The sequence below is a fragment of the Alteromonas sp. ABE4_545 genome, from assembly GCF_056161325.1.
The window spans coordinates 73,831-90,010 of record NZ_JBSWYY010000015.1; the positions used below are offsets into that span (position 1 = coordinate 73,831).

At 47.4% G+C, this 16,180-nt stretch carries 13 protein-coding genes; 10 read left to right on the forward strand and 3 right to left on the reverse strand.

Annotated features, from left to right (window positions below; genetic code table 11):
* Positions 1-6 precede the first annotated feature (6 nt).
* The 6 genes from ACXAH6_RS13830 to ACXAH6_RS13855 all read left to right on the forward strand — a co-directional run bounded on the left by ACXAH6_RS13830 (position 7) and on the right by ACXAH6_RS13855 (position 6,473).
* Positions 7-1,161: an acyl-CoA dehydrogenase family protein gene (locus ACXAH6_RS13830; protein ID WP_474877722.1), complete on the forward strand. Its 1,155-nt coding sequence runs from the start codon at positions 7-9 to the stop codon at positions 1,159-1,161.
* A 19-nt stretch (positions 1,162-1,180) separates the two neighbouring features.
* Complete coding sequence (locus ACXAH6_RS13835; RefSeq protein WP_474877724.1) at positions 1,181-2,299, forward strand: enoyl-CoA hydratase/isomerase family protein; 1,119 nt, start codon at positions 1,181-1,183, stop codon at positions 2,297-2,299.
* Complete coding sequence (mmsB, locus tag ACXAH6_RS13840) at positions 2,296-3,183, forward strand: 3-hydroxyisobutyrate dehydrogenase (protein ID WP_474877726.1); 888 nt, start codon at positions 2,296-2,298, stop codon at positions 3,181-3,183. Before ACXAH6_RS13835 ends, mmsB begins: the two co-directional genes overlap by 4 nt.
* Positions 3,184-3,258: 75 nt before the next feature.
* A complete protein-coding gene (locus ACXAH6_RS13845) occupies positions 3,259-4,122 on the forward strand; it encodes a putative RNA methyltransferase (RefSeq protein ID WP_474877728.1) in 864 nt (287 codons plus the stop codon).
* Positions 4,123-4,235: 113 nt separating this feature from the next.
* Positions 4,236-5,288, forward strand: coding sequence for an NAD(P)-dependent alcohol dehydrogenase (locus tag ACXAH6_RS13850; protein ID WP_474877729.1), 1,053 nt, complete (start codon positions 4,236-4,238; stop codon positions 5,286-5,288).
* Positions 5,289-5,291: 3 nt separating this feature from the next.
* Positions 5,292-6,473: an MFS transporter gene (locus tag ACXAH6_RS13855; protein WP_474877731.1), complete on the forward strand. Its 1,182-nt coding sequence runs from the start codon at positions 5,292-5,294 to the stop codon at positions 6,471-6,473.
* On the opposite strand, the gene soxR is transcribed toward ACXAH6_RS13855, so the two are convergent.
* Entirely contained in the window at positions 6,465-6,911 is a 447-nt protein-coding gene (soxR, locus tag ACXAH6_RS13860) for a redox-sensitive transcriptional activator SoxR (protein WP_474877733.1), read from the reverse strand. The two genes, ACXAH6_RS13855 and soxR, sit on opposite strands and share 9 nt — an antisense overlap.
* 206 nt (positions 6,912-7,117) lie before the next feature.
* On the opposite strand from soxR, the gene ACXAH6_RS13865 reads away from it, so the two are divergent.
* The 4 genes from ACXAH6_RS13865 to ACXAH6_RS13880 are packed head-to-tail and all read left to right on the forward strand — an operon-like array spanning position 7,118 to position 13,366.
* On the forward strand, positions 7,118-8,239 hold the full coding sequence (locus ACXAH6_RS13865; RefSeq protein WP_474877734.1) for an efflux RND transporter periplasmic adaptor subunit: 1,122 nt from the start codon (positions 7,118-7,120) through the stop codon (positions 8,237-8,239).
* A complete protein-coding gene (locus tag ACXAH6_RS13870) occupies positions 8,239-11,307 on the forward strand; it encodes an efflux RND transporter permease subunit (RefSeq protein WP_474877736.1) in 3,069 nt (1,022 codons plus the stop codon). The genes ACXAH6_RS13865 and ACXAH6_RS13870 overlap by 1 nt, the downstream gene beginning before the upstream one ends.
* A complete protein-coding gene (locus tag ACXAH6_RS13875; protein ID WP_474877738.1) occupies positions 11,297-12,745 on the forward strand; it encodes a TolC family protein in 1,449 nt (482 codons plus the stop codon). Before ACXAH6_RS13870 ends, ACXAH6_RS13875 begins: the two co-directional genes overlap by 11 nt.
* A 3-nt stretch (positions 12,746-12,748) precedes the next feature.
* Positions 12,749-13,366 (forward strand): superoxide dismutase, encoded by a 618-nt coding sequence (locus tag ACXAH6_RS13880; RefSeq protein WP_474877740.1) that lies wholly within the window; start codon positions 12,749-12,751, stop codon positions 13,364-13,366.
* Between the two features lie 54 nt (positions 13,367-13,420).
* On the opposite strand, the gene ACXAH6_RS13885 is transcribed toward ACXAH6_RS13880, so the two are convergent.
* Positions 13,421-14,479, reverse strand: coding sequence for a succinylglutamate desuccinylase/aspartoacylase family protein (locus ACXAH6_RS13885; RefSeq protein WP_474877742.1), 1,059 nt, complete (start codon positions 14,477-14,479; stop codon positions 13,421-13,423).
* A 177-nt stretch (positions 14,480-14,656) separates the two neighbouring features.
* Positions 14,657-16,177 (reverse strand): DUF3413 domain-containing protein, encoded by a 1,521-nt coding sequence (locus ACXAH6_RS13890; protein WP_474877744.1) that lies wholly within the window; start codon positions 16,175-16,177, stop codon positions 14,657-14,659.
* Positions 16,178-16,180 lie beyond the last annotated feature (3 nt).

Here is a 16,180-nt window from a genome sequence, read left to right on the forward strand (position 1 = left end):
GTATTTATGGATTTTGAATACACCGACGATCAACGAGCATTTATCGATTTAGCCGCACAATTTTCACGAGATGAGTTGGCGCCCTATGCTGCTGAGTGGGACGAAAAACACCACTTTCCTGTCGACACACTACGCAAAGCGGGGGAGTTGGGGTTTTGTGGTTTGTATTGCCCTGAGTCTGAAGGCGGTTTAGGGCTGCCGCGACTGGACGCCGCGATGATTTTTGAACAATTGGCGATGGGATGCACTGCTACCACGGCCATGTTGACCATACACAATATGGCAAGTTGGATGATTGCTACTTGGGGAAGCCCAAGTGTTCGAGAAAGCTGGTGTAGTAAGCTCATCAGTGGTGAAAAGCTGGCGTCTTATTGTTTGACCGAACCTAACGCAGGTTCAGACGCCGCCAATTTACAATCTCGTGCCACCCTCAATGGAGACCACTATCTTCTCAATGGTACAAAAGTGTTCATTTCTGGGGCCGGTAGCACCGATGTGTTAGTGGTGATGGCTCGGACTGGCGGCGAAGGTGCTAGGGGTATATCGGCGTTTGCTGTCCCTGCCGATGCTGAAGGGATCAGCTATGGCAAGCCAGAGAAAAAAATGGGGTGGAATGCACAGCCCACACGTATGATCAACTTTGATAATGTGAAGTTGAGACCAGACTGGATGCTAGGAGAAGCTGGTGATGGTTTTCGTTTAGCGATGAAAGGCCTCGACGGAGGGCGAATTAACATTGCCACATGTTCGGTAGGAACGGCGCAGCAGGCATTAAATACGGCACGCTCTTACCTAATTGAACGGGAGCAGTTCAACAAGCCTTTGGCCAGCTTTCAAGCCCTGCAGTTTAACTTGGCAGATATGGCAACGGAACTCGTGGCGGCGCGTCAAATGGTGTATTTGGCTGCGGCCAAACTCGATAATAACGATGCAGATCGCACTACTTATTGTGCGATGGCAAAGCGCTTTGCGACTGATGTCGGATTTAAAGTCTGTAATCAAGCCTTACAATTACACGGGGGTTATGGCTACATCAAAGAATACCCATTAGAACGTCATGTACGCGATGTGCGCGTGCATCAAATACTGGAAGGCACAAATGAAATTATGCGCGTGATTATTGCCCGGCGGTTATTGGCAGATGAGCGTGAAGTGCGTTAACTCATACAAAGGACGAGTGATGACAGATACAATTATTGTGCGAGAGCTACCGAGCACCAACAATTACAAAATTGGCGTGGTAACACTCAACAAGCCTACAGCATTAAACGCATTAGATATGGATATGGCGTCGGGGCTAATGGCTGCGTTAACGGCATGGCAAAACGACGATAGCATTGTTACTGTTGTGATTAACGGCAGTGGTGATAAAGCATTTTGTGCTGGTGGTGATGTGGTGTCTATGTATCAAGCAATGCAAGCTCAACCTCAACAGATACCAGATAAAGTGAAATCCTTTTTTACTCTTGAGTACACACTAGACTATCTTATTCATACTTACTCGAAACCCGTTATAGTGTGGGCCAATGGTTATGTAATGGGCGGCGGCGTTGGACTACTGGCGGGAGGCAGCCATCGCATCGCCACTACCACTACAAAGCTAGCCATGCCTGAGATCACGATCGGTTTGTACCCAGATGTAGGCGGAAGTTATTTTTTGCCGCGTATGCCGGGTAAGAGCGGCCTTTTCTTAGGCTTAACCGGTGCGATAATCAATGCCACTGACGCCCACTACGTCGGAATGGCTGATTATATTTTTGATGACCATAGTTTAGATTTACTACTGGAAAAGCTACAAGCGCATCAGTGGCAAGCAACACAGCTAAAACAGCAGGTTTCGCACATTTGTGAAGCCCTAGTTCTACCAGTAACTCAGCGTCCTGACAGTAATTTAATCCCTTGGCAACACACTATTGACCGCGCCTGTTCCAGTATGGTTGCTTCGGCTGTGGTTGAAGACATTCTCGCGATTGATGCTGGCGATGACAATTTCATGCGTCGTGCGCAACAAACTTTGGCGGCAGGCTCACCCATCACCATGCAACTCGTGTTTCAGCAATGCCGCAAAGGCGCTCAGTTATCACTGGCTGATTGTTTCCGTATGGAACTGGTGATGTCATGCCGTTGTGCAGAGTACGGCGAGTTTGAAGAAGGTGTGCGCGCTCATCTGGTAGACAAAGACAAACAACCTCAATGGCGTTACAAGCAAGTAGCGGATGTGCCTTGTGAAGACATTATTCCGTTTTTCACCGTGCCTTGGGCTAAACATCCTTTGGCCAAGTTGGAGGAGCAAGTATGAAAGTCGCATTTATTGGATTAGGGAATATGGGCGGCCCTATGGCCGAGAACCTTGTTGTAAAGAGTAACAAGGTGACCGTTTATGATGTGGTTCGCTCGGCTGTTGACGGCCTGGTCGCGAAGGGCGCACAAGGTGCACATTCAGCGGTAGAAGCGGTAACCGGAGCCGATGTGGTGATTAGCATGTTACCGGCCGCTCAACATGTGAAGAGCCTCTACTTAGGCGCGACGGGTATCCTTTCGTCCTTGTCTTCTAACGCATTGGTGATTGATTGCAGTACCATTGATGCAGATACAGCCAAAGAGGTTGGGGCGGCTGTGATAGACACTGGTAGAGCGTTTATTGATGCTCCTGTGTCGGGCGGTGTCGCAGGAGCCAAAGCGGGAACGTTAACGTTTATTGCTGGTGGCGAAGTGGCGGCATTTTCTCGCGCACAACCCATACTCGCCTGCATGGGGGCAAACTTGTTTCACGCTGGTGATTTAGGCGCAGGGCAAATCGCCAAGATTTGCAACAATATGTTGTTGTCGGTATTAATGGCGGGCACGTCAGAAGCATTGCAGTTGGCGATTGCTAATGGACTAGACCCAAAAACGGTCTCTGACATCATGTTGCAAAGTTCTGGTGCGAATTGGGCACTTCAAAAATACAACCCTTGCCCCGGTGTAATGGAGAACGTGCCTGCGAGTAATGAATATGAAGGCGGGTTTCAAGTACGCTTGATGAACAAAGACCTCAACCTTGCGATGGACAACGCTCAAAGTAACGGCGTGTCTACACCAATGGCAAGTACGGCGCAGAGTTTGTATCGTATTCATCAACGCCAAGGTAACGAACTCAAAGACTTTTCGAGTATCTTTACCTTGTTTGACAAGCGAGATTAACCGCTATCCATTCATGAAACTGGGCGTAGTTTCTGTTAGGATCGCGCTCAGTTTAGTTGTTTGGAACCCTTCGCTATGTGGCAATGCCCACTTTGTTCTCTGCCTTTACATACCCAACTGATGCCTAATACCAAAAGTTGGCATTGTGACAATAATCACAGTTTTGATGTGGCCAAACGCGGTTATGTAAACTTGTTGCCTGTACAGTTTAAAAAATCAAAACAACCCGGTGACGACAAAGTCATGCTAGCTGCGCGGCAGTATTTTCACGCTCAGCAGAGCTATTTGCCGTTAATGCAGGCAATGGCTGCGCACATTGTTGAGCATAACCGTCACGAAGTGATCGCACTTTATGATGCTGGGTGTGGGGAAGGAACCTACCTTCATCAATGTGCATCCTTGCTTACTGAAACACATCAGGTTGTTGGGGCTGGGAGTGATATCGCTAAGCCCGCGGTGGACCTCGCTGCCAAACACTACAAAGCTTATCAGTTTGTTGTTGCTAGCAGTGTTGCATTGCCTATTATTGATGGCGGTGTGAACGTGATTATGCAAGTTTTTGCGCCAGGTAAAGACGAAGAGTATCACCGCGTGCTGGCTGATGATGGGCTATTGGTTACCGTGAACCCCGGCCCTGATCATTTATTTGCGTTGAAGTCATACCTTTATGATGCGCCAAAGCGTCATGACTTGCCGAGTGAGTCGCGACAAGGTTTTACACTTGAAGCCCAACAAAATTTGCGTTTTCCATTGCCTCTTAATAATGAAGAACACGCTCAAGCACTGTTACAAATGACACCGTACTATTGGCGATTACCGCAGGATCAGGCACAGGTTTTACCGTTAAAATTATTCAACGATCCCGCGCTTTTAGAGGCCGATTTTGTCATACAAATATGGCGTAAAACGGCAGGTGAAGCAGCTATTTCGGAGAAATAGGCAATAGGCTGCAAGCTTTAGGCATCCAAATTTATATCTCAAGTGACTAAAATTCTCGTTGTTCTCGTAATACGTGATTACGACAGATTTTATAGCAAACAAGAGGTATAGTGATGAAAACAATTGGTTATGCAGCCCATTCTTCCGATGGCCATATGACGCCATATCATTTCGATCGTCGCGAACTACGCGCTAACGATGTTGCCATTGAAATTCTATACAGCGGCGTTTGTCATTCAGACTTGCACACAGTCAATGGTGATTGGGGAGATCAACCCTACCCATTGGTGCCAGGGCATGAAATTGTGGGTAAAGTGATCAGTGTTGGCGCTGATGTTACCCAATATTCCGTGGGTGAGCATGTGGCGGTTGGTTGTATGGTAGACAGCTGTCAGGAATGCGACCAGTGCCACAACCACGAAGAGCAGTTCTGCCGTCAAGGTATGACGCCAACCTACGGTGCACCAGACCGTATTACTGGAGAGATTACTCAAGGTGGTTATGCTAAACACATCGTGGTGCGTGAAGAATTTGTTTTACGGGTTCCTGAGTCATTAGATATTGCTCGTGTTGCGCCTATTCTGTGTGCTGGTATCACTACGTACTCCCCATTGCGCACATGGAAGGTAGAGAAAGGCAGTCGCGTAGGTGTGGTTGGTCTGGGCGGACTTGGTCATATGGCTGTGAAATTGGCAGTAGCCATGGGCGCAGAGGTAACGGTTATTAGCCGTTCTAATAACAAAGAACAAGAAGCGAAAGCGATAGGTGCCAAAGGTATTTTAGTTTCAACAGACCAAGACGCTATGGCACAAGCAGCATCGAGTTTTGATGTGATTTTAGACACAGTACCGGTGAAACATAATATCGATACCTACACGCCATTGTTGGATATTGATGGTTCTTTGGTAATTGTAGGTCAAGTAGGCCCACTAGAAGCCCCAATGACAGTACCACTGGTGATGGGCCGACGCCGTGTGGCAGGTTCATTGATTGGTGGTATTAAAGAAACTCAAGAAGTGTTGGATTTCTGTGCAGAGCACAACATTTTGCCAGAGTGTAAAATGATCCGTGCCGACGAAGTAAATGATGCCTTCGCAAGCCTAGCTAAAGGCGATGTTGCGCACCGTTTCGTTATTGATATGGCGTCACTTGAATTAGACGCGTAAACAGTGCAAAAGCATAAAGGGTTGTCCTTTGAGTTTGTTGTAGCGACACTGTCTCTTTGGGTGGTGTTCGCTGCATCAGCGTCTCCCATTCCGCTTTATGATATTTATCATCATCGCTACGCGGTGACATACAATCAACTAGCCTTGACCTCCGTGTTCTATTTTGTCGGCGCAGTGTCTGCATTGCTGTTCATGGGGCGCTTGTCCAATTACATCGGGCGTAAGCGATTAACGGCAATTGTGTTTGTTCTATCATCTTTCTCATGCGTCACTTTTATACTGATGGAGAGCGCGATCCCGCTTATTCTAGGCCGCCTGTTGTTGGGCATTGCGTGTGGTCTAGCGTCAAGTGGCATCGCGGCTTATGTCGTAGACTCGTCACCGTCCAATTCCGAGGGACTTTCCTCAGCGATCGTGAGCAATTCTCCTATGATTGGGTTGACAGTAGGGGCTATGACTTCCGGTGTACTCGTAAAATTCTTGCCGGCTAGCTTAAACCTAGCCTATTTGGTTGTGTTGTCAGGATTAGGGTTGTGTGCGGGATTATTGTTCTTCGCCAAGGACAGTGTTGAATCAAAACCGGGTTTGATGGCATCGTTAAAGCCCAATTTTTACCTGCCGGAACAAAATAAAAGGGCGTACCCTGTCGCTGCCCTTACTTTTGTAGCGACTTGGAGCTTTGGGGGATTTTTACAAGCATATGGCCCTTCTCTTACCGCAGAGCAATTGGGGAGTGACGATGTGTTGATGGCGGCTATTGTGTTTTCGTCTTATCTCATTTCTGGTGCGGTCGGGGCTACCTATAGTGCTAGACTGCCGGCGTCTCTCGCGCAGCGTGTGGGCATGGTAATTTTTACTGTGGCGGTATTTGGTGTCGTCTTGTCAATGAAACACACATCGTTATCCATGTTTCTGATCGCTAGTGGTGTGGCTGGTGCCGCCCAAGGCGCGGTATTAACCGGTAGCGTACAAACGCTTATGCGAGGTGCAAAGTCACACGAGCGCGCAGGGATATTATCAATCATCTTTGCCACGTCATACACAGGCGCCGCCGTACCGAGTTTTATTGCGGGGCAATTGTCGGCTTATTTAAATTTGTACCAACTGTCTCTGTGCTATGCGGCTTTAGCTATTATTGTGTGCACAACGACGCTTTTTTATGCTAGAGAGCCGCGCTTAGCCTGAGTGTTTGTCTGCTTCCAAAATTCGCGCGCCAGGTCCATCTTTGGCTAAGTTGTCATCAGGGTTGCGAAGCGGACAATCTCTTAAAGACAAACATCCACAACCAATACAGCCATCCAATTTGTCTCTCAAATTCACTAAGTTCGTGATCCGCTCATTTAGCATCTCCCGCCATTCCGCGCTTAAATCAGACCAATCTTCTTTGGATACTTCGCGAGTAGGGAATTTCTCCAAATGACTTTTGATTAAACGCAACGGGATCCCTGCGGATTTGGCGATGCGAATAATGGCCACTCTTCTCAATATACTGCGGTGATAGCGCCTTTGATTGCCATCAGATCGCTGGCTGGCAATCAGTCCTTTTTCTTCATAATAGTGCAAGGTTGACACGGCAATGCCACTGCGTTTCGCGACTTCGCCAATGGAAAGCATAAATTCCATAACGTTTCCTTAAATTAGTTGTTGACCTCAAGTATACCTGAGGTTTTAGTCTTTGTGTCGGCTTGAATCAATCAAGCAGTAAAACGATTAATGTAATATTCAGGAGCCGACATGTATTACCTCACACGCTATTCACCGGACAAAGGTGCAATTTGTTCACTTTATCCGTCGCCTTCAGTCAACCAGTTGACTCGGGAGGCGATGTGATGAGTAACGTATCTACCCGTTCGACCCATCCTTGGCGTGGCATAGCTGTCACCATTATCTCGCTTTCCATGGTGTTGGGGAGTTTGTACCTTTGGCGTTCTCACAATGTTGGCGCAACACAAGCATGGCCACAGCAAGCGGTGCCCGTCAATGCCCAAAAAATCACTGCCGAGGTGTTGTCGAACACAGTAGAAGTTGTGGGAGAGTTGAGAGCCGTTAATCAAGTTGTATTAAGCGCTGAGGTCACCGGAAGAATCACCAAGATTCACTTCACTTCGGGACAAGGTGTTAGTGCACAGCAGCCACTGGTGGACTTATATGATGGTATTGAACGAGCGCAATTGTCTGATGCGCAAGCCTATGAAGCGCTTACCGACACTGAATTGACTCGTAGCCAGCAATTAGCGCCTATTGGTGCAGAATCTAAAGAATTACTGGCCCAGCGGATAGTGGCTAGGCAACGAGCATCCGCTATGGTTGAACAACGTCAAGCTGCATTGAGTTTAAAGCATATTCATGCACCATTTGATGGGACACTCGGTATACGTCAAGCTGATTTAGGTCAATATGTTAATCCCGGTGACCCTTTAGTTTCGATTACTGACTTAACGCAGTTGTATGTTGATTTCTCTATACCACAGCAATTTGTCGGAGGTATCGAACAAGGCGCATCGGTTTATGTACATGTAGATGGGTATCCAGAACAAATTTTTGTGGCAAAGGTGAGCGCTATCGAACCACAATTAGATACCGATACCCGTAACGTGAAAGTGCAAGCAACGTTAGATAATCCTAATCACTTGTTAAAACCTAACATGTACGCAAAAGCCGAATTGGTGATGTCAGAAAACCCAAGCGCTATATTAGTGCCGATGACAGCCATAGTGACGTCAGCACAAGGCAATAGCGTCGTAGTGATCGAGGGTGATTCGCCTATGCAAGCCGGACAAGCGCACTATGTCTCGGTGCAAATAGGTCGTCGCGTTGGCGACAGAGTTGTCGTGACTGCGGGGCTAAAAGAAAGGCAGGTCGTGATTACTTCAGGGCAAAACCGGATCCAGCCCCAAGCAGAAGTTGTGGTCCAAGCCCCCGCTAATGAAAACCGCGGAGGCGCGGAATAATGGCTTTCACTGATATTTTTATTAAACGGCCCACTTTGTCGATCGTGGTCAGCTTATTGATTTTGCTTGTTGGTTTGAGCGCCACTTATCAATTGCAGATCCGCCAATATCCAAAAATGGAAAGTGCGACCATCAATGTGTCTACGGCGTTACCCGGGGCGACACAAGATATGATGCAAGGGTTTGTCACCACGCCCATTGCACAGGCGATAGCCACGGCAAGTGGTATTGAATACCTCAAGTCAACGTCAACACAAGGTCACAGTTTAGTTTCGGCTAAATTGGTGCTAAACGCTGATGCCGATCGCGCCATGACAGAAATTTTATCAAAGGTGCAAACGGTGAAATACAAATTACCGGATGGAGTCACAGATCCTGTGATCACCAAGATAACCGATGGGGCGTCAGCAATCCAATACGTAGCATTTGTAAGCGAAACGGTTCCACCTTCGCAAATCGTTGATTTTGCTACTCGCGTTGCTCAACCGCTCATGACTTCCGTTGAGGGGGTCGCCTCCGCTGATATCGCTGGAGGCGCGCCACTGGCAATGCGTGTGTGGCTCGACCCTAACAAAATGACATCCCGCGATTTAACGGCATCTGACGTCATGCAGCAATTACGTAGTAATAATGTACAAGCTGCCCCAGGCCAGTTAAAAGGCAGCGGCACGGCAATTAACATTACCGCCAATACGGATCTGAGAGATATAGACGCATTCCGCGAGTTAGTGATTAAACAGAGTGATGCAGGTGTTGTAAAACTCAGTGATATCGCCACGCTTGAGCTGGGAGCTCAAAACTATGATTCCGCTGCGTTAGCGGATGGTCTGCCTACGGTGATAATGTCGATTACCCCCACACCTGACGGCAATCCGTTAGAAATTGTCAGTGAAGTGAAAGGCTTGATTGACGATATTCAGCGAGTCGCTCCACAGGGGATCACCGTGATTAACCGGTTCGATGTGGCACACTTTGTCGAAGCGTCATTAGAAGAAGTGAAAGCCACCTTGCTAGAGGCTGTGGTGATTGTGGTGATAGTCATCTTCTTCTTCCTTGGCACGTTTCGCGCCGTAATTATTCCGGTGGTGACCATTCCATTGTCTTTGTTGGGCACAGCGGCATTGATGTTGGCATTTGGGTTTTCGTTGAATCTGCTGACATTACTCGCCATGGTGCTTGCGATTGGCTTAGTGGTTGACGACGCCATTGTTGTTGTAGAAAACATTCACCGACACATTGAAGAAGGCGTACAGCCTATAAAAGCCGCAATCATTGGCACACGGGAGATCATCGGCCCGGTTATCGCCATGACAATAACGCTCGCTGCGGTGTATACGCCAATTGGACTCATGGGCGGCTTGACGGGAGCCTTGTTTAAAGAATTTGCCTTCACGTTAGCAGGGTCGGTGATGGTCTCTGGTGTCATTGCCTTGACGCTGTCACCCATGATGAGTAGTCGACTGCTCAACGATAAACAACACGAGTCACCTATGGCTCAACGTGTAGAGCGTGTAATGGGGCGATTAACTAACGGATACACACGTTTGTTGGATAAAACCTTGGGATCGAAAGGCGCAATTTTGCTGGTGGGGATCACCATTCTTGCCACCATTGTGGTCTTTTTTACCAGCGCGAAGCGAGAACTCGCACCACAAGAAGACATGGGGTATGTATTTGTACAAACCAAAGCACCTCAGTACGCCAGTGTGGATTACACCAAACAGTACAGTGCACAAGTTGATAGCTTGTTTCAAACCGTACCAGAGTTTAACGGTAGCTTTTTTACTGTGGGATTAGACAATGCGCCCAATATTGGTTTTGGCGGAATTATTCTTGATGAATGGCAATCGCGTTCACGCAGTGTTGATGAAGTGCAAGCTGAACTGACTGGCAAAGCGGCTGGCGTCACAGGCGTGTACTCAACCTTTTTCCAAGATAGCCCTTTACCAGCTAGTAGCGGTGGTTTGCCGTTTCAAATGGTGATCCGTTCTCCAGAAGATTTCACGGCCTTGTATCAAACATTGATGCAACTAAAAGGCGCAGCATGGGGGAGTGGTTTATTTGCTTATGTCGACAATGATCTCGATTTTACTAGTCCTGAGGTTCATTTAACAGTGAACCGAGACAAAGCTGGCGATTTGGGCGTAAGCATGAGTGAAATTGCCAATACCCTTGCGGTTCTTGTGGGTGAAAACTATATCAGTCGATTCAACTGGTTTGACCGTTCATATGATGTGATCACACAAGCGAGCCAACAGGAGCGTTTGACCGAATCGGATTTAACCGGTTACTACGTGCGTACGGCAAGCGGCAAGCTTGTCGCCTTGTCTGCGGTAGTCAACGTCGAAAAGCGTCAACAAGCCAACTTGTTGCCCCAGTTTAATCAACTGAATTCCGCAACGATATCGGCAGTACTCATGCCCGGCGTTACTATGGGCCAAGCCGTCGACTTTATGCAAAGCCAGCCGCTTCCTGACAATGTATCGGTGGACTGGTTGTCGAATAGCCGCCAGTTTGTCAAAGAAGGGAATCGCCTCACTACGTCATTTGTTTTTGCATTGATAGTTATATTCTTGGTGTTAGCCGCTCAATTTGACAGTTTTCGTGACCCATTGGTTATTTTGATCACTGTCCCTCTCGCGGTATGTGGTGCGCTTGTTCCTCTATATCTGGGTTATACCACGTTGAATATTTATACCCAGATTGGCTTAGTTACACTCATTGGCTTGATTTCTAAACATGGCATTTTAATGGTGTCGTTTGCTAACGATATACAGCGCGATGAAGGACTCAGCAAATTCGCTGCCATCCGTCACTCTGCTGCCGTGCGTATGCGCCCGGTATTGATGACGACAGCTGCTATGGTGGCTGGACTCGTTCCTTTGTTGTTTGCTGAGGGTGCCGGTGCCGCTAGTCGTTTCGCACTGGGTATTGTGGTGGTAATGGGCATGTTGATCGGCACCTTTTTCACCTTGTTTGTGCTTCCCACACTGTATGTTTTACTGGCGGCCAATCATCAGGTGGGTCCGGCTTACGAGCAAAAGCAGGAGGTGCAATATGAAGCTTAATAAAATGCGCTGTATTTTTGCACTGTCATCCTTTGTGTTGACCAGTTGTGCGGTGTCGATGTCACACCAAAATGGAAAAGATGCCGTACCCGAATTGCACGGGTATACGATGCAATCCGAGCATTTTGACAATAACACTGTACTCGATGCGCAGTGGTGGCGGTTATATGACGACCCAGCGCTAAACGAGATAATTAGCGAGGTGCTACTGGCTAATAAAACCTTGGCAGTTGCTCAAGCTAATCTCGCCAAAGCGTACAGTGTCCTTAAAGAAGTCGATAATCAACGCTTCCCGAGCACACAACTGCAAGGTGGGGTAAGTTACGGTGACGCAATCCCTAATACCGGCATGAACGGAGGACAGGAGCAATGGAGTGAATATGGCGGTGTGTCTGTGTCTTGGGAAGTCGACTTATTTGGTCGTGTGGCTGACAGCATCGAAGTGGCAAATTTAAGTGTGCAGGCCCAAGAGGCGTTGCGAGATGGGGTGAGAGTGCAAGTTGTCGCCGAGGCCACGCAAGCGTATATGGATGCTTGCGCCGCTAGTTATGCGTTATCTGTTGCGCAGCAAGGCGTTGACGTAAGTCACCATCAATGGACGTTAGCGCAACAAAAACAACAAGCTGGTACCGGTTTATCGCATGAGGTCGCGTTGGCGCAAGGTCGTTACGTACATGCTCAAGCTGAAATTCCCATTATTGAAGCGCGTAGACAAAATGCGCTGTTGACTTTAACGACACTGATGGGAAGGGTACCTGAGAAGGTACCGGACACGGCGAGTCGATGTGATCGCGTGCCTACACTAACCCAGTTAATTCCTATTGGCGATGCTAAACAGCTGCTGAGGCGCCGGCCCGATCTTAGAGAAGCTGAACTGCAGTTCAACGCTGATGCTAAAAGAGTTGATGTGTTGGCCGCTGATGCATATCCCCAAGTAAAGATTGGAGCGGATTTAAACTATTTGAATACTGAAGCTGGGACGAACGACGGGTTTGCTTATTCATTAGGGCCATTACTCTCGTGGCGTTTTCCTAACCTAGGAGCTGTTAAGGCCCGAGTTGCTCAAGCTGAAGCGCAGGAGGCGGTGGCGTTCGAGCAATTGCAATTAGCCATCCTCAATGCTCTGCAAGAAGTTGAACAAAGTTTGTCTCAAGTAACAGGCTTGGCGCAACGTCAACAATCACTGGCTGCGTCGAGAAAGCAATACCAACAAGCTTTCGATATCGCGCAAATGCGTTATCAACTCGGGAGTAGTGATTATTTGACTGTACTAGATGCCCAGAATGCACTGCTCAACGTCAAGCGCGAGTACGCTGAGTCTGAACAGCAATTGGCACAAGCTCGCATAACTTTGTTTAAATCGTTAGGAGGAGGCTGGGAAACCTATGCTTCCCATCCGACTTTATTCACTCAAAACACCGACAACACGAAGGATTAGAAAATGAGTTTTACCTTACCTAGTTTGCCCTATAACCGCAGTGCATTAGCACCGCATATGTCAGAAGAAACTCTTGATTATCACTATGGAAAACATCATGCAACTTACGTCAACAAGCTAAATGCGATCATAGGGGGTAGTGCGCTTGAGGAAGTAAGTCTTGAGCAAATTATTTTGGAGGAAAGTGGGGGGATTTTTAATAACGCCGCCCAAGTTTGGAATCATACTTTCTTTTGGCACTGTTTATCGCCCATTGGTGGTGGTGAACCTAAAGGCGTATTAAAAGAAGCAATAGTGGCCAAGTGGGGCAGTGTTAATGAGTTTAAGGATGCTTTTGCAGCACAAGCTATTAATAATTTTGGTTCTGGTTGGACGTGGTTGGTTGCAGATGAAAATAGTAAACTTTCGATAGTTAACACCGGAAATGCTGATACTCCGATTACGAAAGAAGCATTGCGTCCATTACTTACCATTGACGTATGGGAACATGCGTATTATGTCGACCACCATAACGCAAGACCACAATATCTGTTAGCGTTCTGGCAGATTGTCAATTGGTCGTTCGCTGAATCTCGATACGCACCCAGTGATGACACTGTATTGACATTCCCTTTCGTGTAGACGTTATGGTTTTCCCCTAAGCATGGAAATCCATGCTTAGGCACTCTCTTTGAATTATTCTACCGCGATTGTCATCACGCTTTCACCCGCGCGGATAGGTGGTCCTGCCAATCCGTAAAGAGCGAAACCCGCCTCCGGCGCGATAACCGTTTCTAATGTGTTACCAAAATAGTCTTTTACTTCACCTAATACTTCGCCTTTGGCTACGTAGCCACCGTGTACTTTGGTTGGATGCCAAATTCCTGAGTGTTTCACTGAAGGGTAATATGCTTGCGTAAATTCACGCTCAGGCTGGTGAGGCTTAACCGAACTGTTTGTCATGGCGAGCGTGGCTAAGGTTTGCTGCAAACCGAATTTCATTTTATCGATGTCGGCACGGTCACGTTTGCCATTTTCACCAATTTCAACCAATACGGTTGGCACCTTAGCCGCGACACCTTGGCGATTAAGTGAACGCCCCTTGTCCACTTGTTCCTGAGTGTGCATTTCGTACGTTATTACGTTGGGAAAGCCAAAGTTTTTTGCGACAGCGAGAGACAACGGGTAATCACTGGACAGAGGGCCACCATAGGCACCAACAAAAGGTGCCAGCCACTCTGCGCCATCACCACTGTGTAAATCTAACAGTAGGTCGGCGGGGGCTACAACGTGTTGTGAAATAGCCCATGCAATACGCTCAGTTTGTGTGCCGTTTGGTTTGCCAGGGAAACTGCGGTTGAGATTTTTACGATCGTACGGATTGACGTAAGGCACTCGTGCTTCAAACGCGGACACGTGGGCCGCTCGCACGGCGATTATCGTACCTTTTAGTGTTGATGTGTCTATTGTTTCTACCCATTCTGCTACTGCAAGAATGGATGCATATTCATACCCGTGAACCCCGGCAACAGCGGCGACAACAGGTCCACTCTGTTTACCATTAATAATGGTGACAGGAATATAGGTAGCAGGGTCATCATTACCTGCGGGAATTGGCAATGTAACGTCTGCCCGTGAACCGGGTTGTATAGTATTACCCGCAAATTCGAATACTGTATTAGGGCTTGCACTTGCCCATGTAGAAAAAACCAATGTATTAATAAATAGCAGTGTGAGAAAAAAACTATGTCGCATAACCACCTTTAACAAATGTTATAACATCTCAATGTTGGTATTGTAGCGTGATTTTTTTTGCACACAATAGACGATTACGCGTTGATTTATAAGATAAGCAAGAAAGTGATGTAAATCGTTTAAGTTGACGCTGTAATACACAGTAAAAACGGGCGCTTTTAGCGCCCGTTGGTCAAGTTACTGTTGTTTTGAAAACCGCGTAAGGTGCATGATGGCTTGACTTAATAAGTCGGTATTGAGGTTTTCGTTACTGCGAGTATTGTCGTTAATATCGGTAATTTCATAACTGCCGTTGCTGAGTACCTCAGTCAACTGATTGTTATGCAACACCACAATTCGCTCACCCGATGTGCTAACCCACCAGTTGCGTTTCGGGTTCATCAAGTTTTGCCCGGTCGAATAAAACGCGGTTGGCGCTGTACAGCCAAGAGAATGCATCACAGTGGGTACAATATCTTCTGTACTTGCAATCGGTGAGGTGATCGGCAAATTAGTGTACAGCGTTCCTTTGCGAATACCTTTGTCAGCTTCGTAGCCAGTGGCGATAATCAAGTCGGACTGCGCTAGATCGCCTCGGGTAAGCCACTGATTAATGGTGTCGCCAGAGAGAAACGCAATGAGAATATCATGACCAACCGCGTCGCTTGTTTGATATTGTGAAAGCACACTGTGGTTAAAGGATGTTTCGTTATAAAGCGCCACGTCCATTCCCGCGCCTTTAGCTAGCGCCAGCAATACCGGGGGTTCTTGCTTCAAGCTTTCGCGATATATTTCTGGCACACCAAATAATGTTGCGGTGACTAGCCCGCCTTTTGTGGTCGCCGTTGAAAAATAATTATCCATCTTGCGCAAATCGAGACTATCGATCCCTTCCAAAGGCGTTGCGTCTGTTTGCATAATCACTATCACTTTCTGGGTTTGATCAACCGCACAATAAATAGGATTTGCGGGGTAGGCGATGCTATGAATATCAGGGTCGAACTGAAGCTGTTTACGCTGTTGGTAACGAGCTAAATCCAGTAAGCCATAACGAGACATGGTGGTTTTCGCTGTTGCCGGGTAAGACAAAGGAAACATGTTGTCTTGCTTGATAATGGGTTGGTACAACGCAGCATCAGCCCAAACGTGTATCGCGTGGCTCGATACAAAGCACACTACAAAAAAGCTGATTAGCGGCATCGCCACTTTGCGTTGCTGTAAACGTTCGATACGTTTCCAAATTGCGTTGGCTAAGATCAGCTGAAAACTCAACCACACTAAAAACAACAACAGCAAGAAGCCCCATTGTTGCCAACTGAACTGGTTGATTTGCGTATGTGCTTCATTGCGCAGCAAATCAGCCGATTTCGTGCTGATATGAAAACCGGTTTTGTTATACAACAGGGCGTCAAAGGCCAGTAGGGCCAAGCCTACCGCAGCAATTACCGATGCACTGGCTTTAATGGTTTTGGGGGCCACCGCCAAATAACACAGAGGTAATATAAATATGACGAAACCAAAGAAGGTCATAAAACCGATATGACCAAACCAATTGGCGAGCAAATAAAACGTACCCAACACCGACCCCGGCATGGGCGAAGAAAACACGAAAATGGATGCGATCACCATGGCGATCACAATATTCGCCAAAGCAAACCAATGGCCCCAGTTCAGTAATTTCGTAACACGTTGTCGGCGGGGGGATTCAGCTAAAATCATAAT